This window comes from Macromonas nakdongensis (assembly GCF_002837145.1).
GTDB classification, from domain to species: Bacteria; Pseudomonadota; Gammaproteobacteria; order Burkholderiales; family Burkholderiaceae_C; genus Macromonas_B; species Macromonas_B nakdongensis.
The window spans coordinates 1-6,677 of sequence record NZ_NWMV01000120.1; the positions used below are offsets into that span (position 1 = coordinate 1).

Sequence of the window (6,677 nt, forward strand, 5' to 3'; positions counted from 1 at the left end):
TATCTACAATGTGCATTATGTAAAGTCGGCAAACGACGAAGAACCGCCCACAGAGGCGGTTTTTTTCCGCTCTGCTGGCCGCGTCAGCGCGGCACCATCCGAGGCTTTTGGGAGTGAACAAAAATGCACACCTTCGCCTGGCAGATGCCGCGCGGCGTACCACCGCTGTCTGTGATGTTTGAGGATCTGGGCCGGCCACCAATCCGCGTTGTGGCAAAGAGTTTTGGCGTGAGCGAAGCAACGGTGCGACGGTGGCTGCGCGATGATCGCGCACCTCGGGCGGTGCTGCTGTCGGTGTACTGGTTGACCAGGTGGGGGCGGTCGCAGCTGTACACGGAAGCAGAGAACGCGGCCCGTTTGCATGCGAGCCTGTACGAGTGCGTGAAGCGGGAAAACAACGCTTTGCGCGCCAGGGTGGGCCGACTGGAGAGACTCGGGGGGTTTGGGTCGGCAAACCTGCCCGACTTTGTCCCGGCATCGCTGCCGGTTTGGGGCACATAGGGCTGATTGTTTTTCAGGACGCGAAGGGTGGGGGCTTGTTATCCGCCACCTCGCCCGCATCGATCAGGTGGGCAAGCCAGCCCCCGCAGGGGCCTCGGTGGGGCTTTTGGCCTTCGGGGTATGGGGTGGTACTGGCCTTGGCCGCGAGGGCGTCTGTGGCGGGCCTAGGCGGTTTCCCGCGAGCAGTCAGAACTTCAGGTTAAGGGTGCCGGGCTCGGGCGGTGCGGTGGGTCCGGTGCTGGCCTGCACCACCTGCTGGCCTGTGCTTGGGTCGAGCCATGCCATGTAGAAGCCCTGTTTGACGATGTCGCGGCAGGTGCTGTCACTGACCGTCAGGGGCGTGGCCTGCTGGGTGAAACATGCGCACTTGGTGCGACTGGCGATGCAGGCGGCAGGGTACGGGGCCTGCTTGGGTTCGGTGAGCCCATCATAGGCCGGTGCGGTGTACGGTAGGTCGGGAATCCTGGGGGCGTAGTGCTGGACGTACTCGGCCGGCGTCATCGGCTCGCGCTCACGATCAGACGAACGGCCAGCCGGACCAGTTTGCGCAGGGCTTGTCGTGCCAGTGGCATCAGCAGGTTTTTGTGTGAGGTTCTCACCTTGGGCCGCTTTCATGAACGATGTTGACATGAAGGTGCTGTAGGCACCGTAGCCCAGGGCAGGGACCAGCAGAAGGGCCGCAGCCATGAACCAGAACTGCTTCGGCAGCTTGGGCTTGGCGGTGTGCAGTGTGGCAGACTCGTACCAGTCGAAAACCTCCTTCGGGCGGGCAACCATGTCAACGGTGCCGTCCTCCCCTGCCCCGGACTTTTCGCAATCGGTTTTCACCGAGTTCCAGGTGATACGGGACACCAGCGGAGAGCCCCAGGCGTTTTTAAGATGGCGGTGCCAGCCTGGGGAGCCGATGATGCGACGAACGAAAACGTCGATGTTGCTGGGGTGCTGGGTGATGAGGTAGAAGTCGAAGCCGCGCACGCGGTGTTCGGCCAGCATCTTGATGTGGTCGGGGACCTCAGCACCTGACCGCCGTATGGGCATGTCGTTGTGGCATTCGTCAATCAGGAAAATGGCGCCATCGGGGGCGCTTTGCCAGTCCTTGAAATCGATCTGGTGCCAGCCGAAATCAGCCTTGAGGCGGAAGCGACCGTTGTGGTAGACGGGGCGGGATTCCTTAAGCTGGCGTTCGCGCACGTCCTTGAGCGTGAACAGGGTTTTACCGGCACCGTTCGCGCCGGTCGTGAGGTAGATAAAGCCCAGCTGCCGACGAAGGCTGTTTCTCATTTGAGCACCCATTTTTTCATCGTGCCGCCGGTGAGGCCCTGCAAAACGAATCGGGCCGCGATGGCGCTGGCCACGATGTTGATGAAGCTGCCGACCTTGAGGTATCCCATGATGGCGACCAGGTCGGCAGGCAGCGCCTGGAGATTGGAAACGGCCTGATCGACGAGCCAGTCGAGGGATGAATCGAGGCCTTGATACGTAATGACGCCAATACCCAGGCCAATCAGGACACGGCCGGCGATATTCCCGGCGATGTTGATGAGGCCGGACAGAAGTGCAGCAAGGATTGCTGGCATGAATTACCCCCGAGTGATAATGCGGGCACCGAGCAAGAAGCCGACAGCCTGCAAAAGAGTGCCCATGTAGGCCAATGCGGTGCAGACCTGAGAGAAGGGCAAGTTGATCGTGGAACCCCAAACCGTGATGGATTTGTCCAAGGTACAGCTGGAAGCACCGAGCAGGTTGGACGTGTTGAACATGGATGACCCAACAGTGACTGTGCCGCTGTTCGGATTGGTTGGCATGCCTTCCGTGAGGGCGTCGAAATAGGCAGCACCGGCGTTAGGTGCTGGTGTCAAAGCACATTTGTTTTCGTGCTGGACCTTGGCCATGGCGCATTGGATAGCGTCGCCGTCACACTTGAAACCGGCTTCGCAGGAACCACCGAAAGAACCAGCTTTACACGATGCATGACCAGGGTTTGACTGGCAAAAATCAGACTGTGATTCAGTCTTTGTCGTCCCGCTGGCCGTGGTGTTGCCCTGGGCGTCAGTCGTCGTCGTCGTCTCAGTCGTGGTGCATTTGCCATCTTGGCAGCTGGTCGAGGTCTTCGTTGTTGAGGTTGAACCGTCGGCATTCGTGGTTGTTGAGGTATCGGTGTTTTGAGAAACACCGCTGCACGGCACATAAACAGTTGTGCCATTAACTTCGCCTTGACAATAGCCCTCTTTTGCTTTCTCAATCTGTTCCTCGGTGAAAACACCGGAAGGAGAACCAGTACCGGTTTGACCTGTAAATGTCGAGGTTCCAATACAGTCGCGCCGTCCGTCGTACTCAACAATAGTTGTACATTGAACTGAAATCACACAGCCGTTTGAATCGACGCCCAATGCAGAATTTGGAAATGATCCAAGAGCAATTGTGGTTGATGTCTCACCATTGGATGTACCAGAAGAAGGACAAGAGGGAGTAGGGTCAGGCGTACCAGATTGAACAATGGTGTGAGCAATATTTGAATAGGTCGTACCGTAGCTGCCGGAACAAGAGCCGGAACGTGTGTCGTTGGTAAGGTACAAGGTTAAGCCAGACCAAGAGGGGTTACGTGTGTTGCAGTGCACCCAGCCACCGCCGTTAAAGGAATTTCCATTCCACCACGCAATAATTGCAGCTTCAATTGCTGGCAATGTTGATGCCGAAATTGTCGTACAACCTTTCGTAGAACTCGCACAAGAGGGGTGGGAGTATGAATAGGTTACAGCCGCAAAAGCGGGAGAAGCAAAAGAAAAAAGAAAAAGGAAAATCAAGCGGTATAAATGAGCCATACCGCCCCCAAGACTGCAATGATTACGAACAACCCCATGATTGACCCTTTGTGATTCGCTCTCGACCAGGAGCGAATTAAAAAAGGCCCCGAAGGGCCGGGCGATCAGGACATGGCCTTACGGACCCACTTAAACGCCTTGATGCCCACCAGCAGCACCAGGACAGCGCCACCGATCAAGGCCACGGGTGCAGCCTGAGCGCCAATGTCGGTCACGACAGCAGCCACATCGATGGCAGCAGCGTTGGCGGCACCGACCAGGGCCAGGGGAGCGAGAGCGAACAGCTTTTTCATGAATGAAAAGTTCCTATTTCCTGCGGTCCGGCAGGCACGGTAGTGCGACGTTGCACTGGATAGCCCACGGCGTTTCACAACGATGGCGGGCTATGCAGTACAGGGTCAGTCGTCGGTGCTACTCGACTTGGTTTCGTCCACGTGCATCGCTCTGATCGCCATACGGACAGCCCAGCCCACGGTCCACACCATCACAACCGCAGCAGCAATCTGGCCCCCATCGGAGAGGGACAGATCGAGCAACGGTGTCGTGATCAGGTGTTCGACAGTCACCGTGCAGGAGCTGGGGCACTCGATGATTTGCGTGGTCATCGGGTATCACTCGTAGGCAATCGTCAGAGTCAAAACCAGGTCGAAACCTGAATCGGATGGAGCGTTGATCGTGAACTTCTCATCGCCATGACACATCCAGCCCCTACGGCTGTCTCCCAAGGTATTGGCGATGACGTGCAGCAGTTCACACACGATCAAGCTCGGGTCGTGCTCATCGGCCAATTCAATCGCCATGTCAGTTCCCCGCCTTGGCCTGAGCCACAGGCTTGACGCTCACCAGCTGGGTGCGCTGAATGCGGCCGTTGGTGACGATCTCCATTTCGACATCAGCGACGATGGGGAATGGGAGGTGTTTGATCGTCTGGTAATTGTCGGAAGTGCCCCAGCCGTATTCAACGGTGGCAGAGCCTTTGCCCGTGCCCTTGGAGTCGTCGAGGTCGGTTTGCACGTAGACCTTGGTGCTGTCGTAGGCGCTGCCGTTTTCCAGGGTGCCTTTGCTGGACTTGATGCCAGTGATGGTTACGCGTGCGTTGAAGTTCATGATGGTTCGCTTTCGGTTTCCGGCAGATTGATGGGCGCACACAGGGCCGGTTCCGGTGTGCTTCGGGTGAATCGTTTGGTGGCGTTGTCCATGCCCTGCTTGATGGCCTCGGGCTGGAGGCCGCGCAGGGCTTTGGGAAGGGGGCGGTCTGCGTGTTCGATGACCAGGCGGGTGAGCCAGTCGAAGCCGCAGTTCAGGGAAAGATGGACGACGGCAGGGGCCACAGTCCGTTCGACCCAGCGCACAGTGCGTTCGGTGCTGGCCTCGGCCACGGCGTGGGCCGTGGGCACGGTGACGGGCAGGACGTCCAGCAGCAGGTCGGCGCAGTACTCATAGGCACCGGCGAAATAGTTGGCCGGACGGATGAGTGCTTCCAGGGGAATGATGCGTTGGTGGCTGCGGTACTCGACCTCGGCCCGCCACCATTGACTGTTCATGTCGCCGTACTGGTGGCCCTTTTCATAGGCGCGGAACATCTTCCCGCTTTCGCGCTTGCCCACGTAGTAGGTACGGCTGTGGCCGTTGTCCCAGCAGCCGGCGTTCTCCTGGCTGGGGCGGCGGTTCCGGTAGTCAAACTCGCCGTTCAGGTAGCCAGCGCGAACGGCTTCGACGCCGCCTTTTTCGCCCGTGAAGTAGTCTCGGGCGAGGTCAATTCGAGTGATTTTTGCGTCCAGGGCCTGCGCGAAGTCGTAGACCGCCCTTTCCCAGCCTTGGGCGGCGTAGGTGCAGCCTTCGCCTTTTAGGGTGAAGCAGAAGGTGCCCCGCTGGTACTCCCCTCCCCCGCTGACGCTGCCGACTTCGTGGCCGTTGGCGTTCCAGATGGTGCAGGTGTGGTCGTAGTAGTCGCGTCCTTTTTGCCGTGCTTCGCCGAAAGAAAAGCCCGTAAGCTGGGCCAGTCGCTGGGCAAGCAGTCGCACAAATGCGGCATCACTTTGAGGGAGGTGGGCATCTTCGAGGTCTTTCAGGCGTTCGTGCTTGACGGTGAAGCGGAGGTAATCAACGATGACGCCGCTGTCAGCGCGGGCGGCGCGTTCCTGGGTCTTGATGAGGACCCGTTTGCCGTCGAACAGCAGCTGTTCGGCTGGGGAGAGACGGTCGGTCATTGAACAGCCCCCACCAGGTCAACGAGCCACGCAGCCAGCTCGGGCGGGGTGCGCTCACGTTCGGGCCGACCCATGCGCTCAACTGTCGTAACGGTCGGGCGCGGCTCGGGAATCTCAGGCACCGGAGTGCCAACCAAGTACAACGCAGTGGCTTTGGGTGCACGATGCCCGAAAGCCGACTGGTACAGGGGCACAAGGACGCCGCCATACTGGTCGCGAACGCCCCAAGACAGGCAGCCGGATTCATTCCAAAGGCGGGAATTGATGGGATGCTCCAGGGCACCACCGAAGAGGCGAACCTGAGCAATCGCCCAGGTAGCCAGCTCACGTTCACCAGGTCGAGGCTTTGCCATGTGCGAAAGCTGGCCCCAGGAGCGGCAAGGGGGGTGTGCAATCAGAGGACGGCCACCGGGCCAAGTCAGGGCATCACGGTCGGCGTCGTAGCAGTCGCAGCCCAGCGCCAGGTATGGCGAGGTTTTGCGGGTGAAGAGGACGGGGACAGTCATGCTCGACGCTCCTTGCCCTTAAGGTGGGACTTCAGCATGCGAAGACCACGAACAGAAACAGCAACAGCAAACAGAAATTGCTGCTCGGGTGGCATAGCCTCAATAAGAGGCGCTAGGCGCTCAACCTCGTTGTTTATCCCCGTGTTACTCAGGGGGGGAACAGATCGCACGGCCCCGGCGCTGCGCGCTTCGCTTGCGCTGCGCTCGGTGCCGTGCTGGCCTTGTTGCTGCTGAGTGGTCATGGGGTGTACAGTTCGGTTTACGGAAAACGTGATTTACGTTTTGCGGAAATGTACACCCTTTTTCCGTTTTGTGTAAAGGAATTTGAAAAAATGAACGTCGTTGACCTGATCGAAGCCGCCCAAGGAAGGGCCGGGACGCTGGGTGAAGTGGCCAAGCAGCTGAAGAAGCCGCAGTCGCGAATCAGCGAATGGAAGAAAGGAAAGGGAAAGCCCAGCGCAGGCGACATAGCCTGCATGGCAAAGCTAGCAGGGCTTCCGGTGCTCATCACCGTGGCCATGGTGGAGAGCGACCTCCACCCTGAAACGGCCCCGCTTTGGGAGGCCGCTTTGGGGGAGGCTAGAGCCCCCGCCTACTGGTCCAGGCTGGGGGCTGACTGTGCATTATGTTAAATAATA

Annotated in this window: 10 protein-coding genes; 1 reads left to right on the forward strand and 9 read right to left on the reverse strand. The window is 59.0% G+C overall.

Annotated elements, in window-relative coordinates:
- Window positions 1-687 precede the first annotated feature (687 nt).
- The 9 genes from CON77_RS13645 to CON77_RS13685 form a co-directional block, all read right to left on the reverse strand.
- Window positions 688-1,782: a zonular occludens toxin domain-containing protein gene (locus tag CON77_RS13645; protein WP_157826974.1), complete on the reverse strand. Its 1,095-nt coding sequence runs from the start codon at window positions 1,780-1,782 to the stop codon at window positions 688-690.
- Window positions 1,779-2,078 (reverse strand): DUF2523 domain-containing protein, encoded by a 300-nt coding sequence (locus CON77_RS13650; RefSeq protein WP_101050013.1) that lies wholly within the window; start codon window positions 2,076-2,078, stop codon window positions 1,779-1,781. Before CON77_RS13650 ends, CON77_RS13645 begins: the two co-directional genes overlap by 4 nt.
- Window positions 2,079-2,081: 3 nt before the next feature.
- On the reverse strand, window positions 2,082-3,323 hold the full coding sequence (locus CON77_RS15260; protein WP_157826975.1) for a hypothetical protein: 1,242 nt from the start codon (window positions 3,321-3,323) through the stop codon (window positions 2,082-2,084).
- 104 nt (window positions 3,324-3,427) lie between these two features.
- Window positions 3,428-3,616 carry a major capsid protein gene (locus tag CON77_RS13660; RefSeq protein WP_101050017.1) on the reverse strand — a complete coding sequence of 63 codons (189 nt, stop codon included), beginning with the start codon at window positions 3,614-3,616 and terminating at the stop codon, window positions 3,428-3,430.
- Window positions 3,617-3,721: 105 nt separating this feature from the next.
- Window positions 3,722-3,928, reverse strand: coding sequence for a hypothetical protein (locus CON77_RS13665; RefSeq protein ID WP_101050019.1), 207 nt, complete (start codon window positions 3,926-3,928; stop codon window positions 3,722-3,724).
- A gap of 6 nt (window positions 3,929-3,934) precedes the next feature.
- A complete protein-coding gene (locus tag CON77_RS13670; RefSeq protein ID WP_101050021.1) occupies window positions 3,935-4,123 on the reverse strand; it encodes a hypothetical protein in 189 nt (62 codons plus the stop codon).
- A gap of 1 nt (window position 4,124) precedes the next feature.
- The gene (locus CON77_RS13675; protein WP_101050023.1) at window positions 4,125-4,430 is read right to left on the reverse strand and encodes a hypothetical protein; all 306 of its coding nucleotides are present in this window, start codon (window positions 4,428-4,430) and stop codon (window positions 4,125-4,127) included.
- Window positions 4,427-5,533: a replication initiation factor domain-containing protein gene (locus CON77_RS13680; protein WP_101050025.1), complete on the reverse strand. Its 1,107-nt coding sequence runs from the start codon at window positions 5,531-5,533 to the stop codon at window positions 4,427-4,429. The genes CON77_RS13675 and CON77_RS13680 overlap by 4 nt, the downstream gene beginning before the upstream one ends.
- On the reverse strand, window positions 5,530-6,039 hold the full coding sequence (locus CON77_RS13685; protein ID WP_101050027.1) for a hypothetical protein: 510 nt from the start codon (window positions 6,037-6,039) through the stop codon (window positions 5,530-5,532). Before CON77_RS13685 ends, CON77_RS13680 begins: the two co-directional genes overlap by 4 nt.
- Before the next feature lie 212 nt (window positions 6,040-6,251).
- On the opposite strand from CON77_RS13685, the gene CON77_RS13690 reads away from it, so the two are divergent.
- Complete coding sequence (locus CON77_RS13690; RefSeq protein ID WP_157826976.1) at window positions 6,252-6,671, forward strand: helix-turn-helix domain-containing protein; 420 nt, start codon at window positions 6,252-6,254, stop codon at window positions 6,669-6,671.
- Window positions 6,672-6,677: the final 6 nt, after the last annotated feature.

Coding starts and splice junctions, on each gene's coding strand:
- CON77_RS13645 (WP_157826974.1), bottom strand. CDS start 1,782: ATGAGAAACAGCCTTCGTCGGCAGCTGGGCTTTATCTACCTCACGACC.
- CON77_RS13650 (WP_101050013.1), bottom strand. CDS start 2,078: ATGCCAGCAATCCTTGCTGCACTTCTGTCCGGCCTCATCAACATCGCC.
- CON77_RS15260 (WP_157826975.1), bottom strand. CDS start 3,323: ATGGCTCATTTATACCGCTTGATTTTCCTTTTTCTTTTTTCTTTTGCT.
- CON77_RS13660 (WP_101050017.1), bottom strand. CDS start 3,616: ATGAAAAAGCTGTTCGCTCTCGCTCCCCTGGCCCTGGTCGGTGCCGCC.
- CON77_RS13665 (WP_101050019.1), bottom strand. CDS start 3,928: ATGACCACGCAAATCATCGAGTGCCCCAGCTCCTGCACGGTGACTGTC.
- CON77_RS13670 (WP_101050021.1), bottom strand. CDS start 4,123: ATGGCGATTGAATTGGCCGATGAGCACGACCCGAGCTTGATCGTGTGT.
- CON77_RS13675 (WP_101050023.1), bottom strand. CDS start 4,430: ATGAACTTCAACGCACGCGTAACCATCACTGGCATCAAGTCCAGCAAA.
- CON77_RS13680 (WP_101050025.1), bottom strand. CDS start 5,533: ATGACCGACCGTCTCTCCCCAGCCGAACAGCTGCTGTTCGACGGCAAA.
- CON77_RS13685 (WP_101050027.1), bottom strand. CDS start 6,039: ATGACTGTCCCCGTCCTCTTCACCCGCAAAACCTCGCCATACCTGGCG.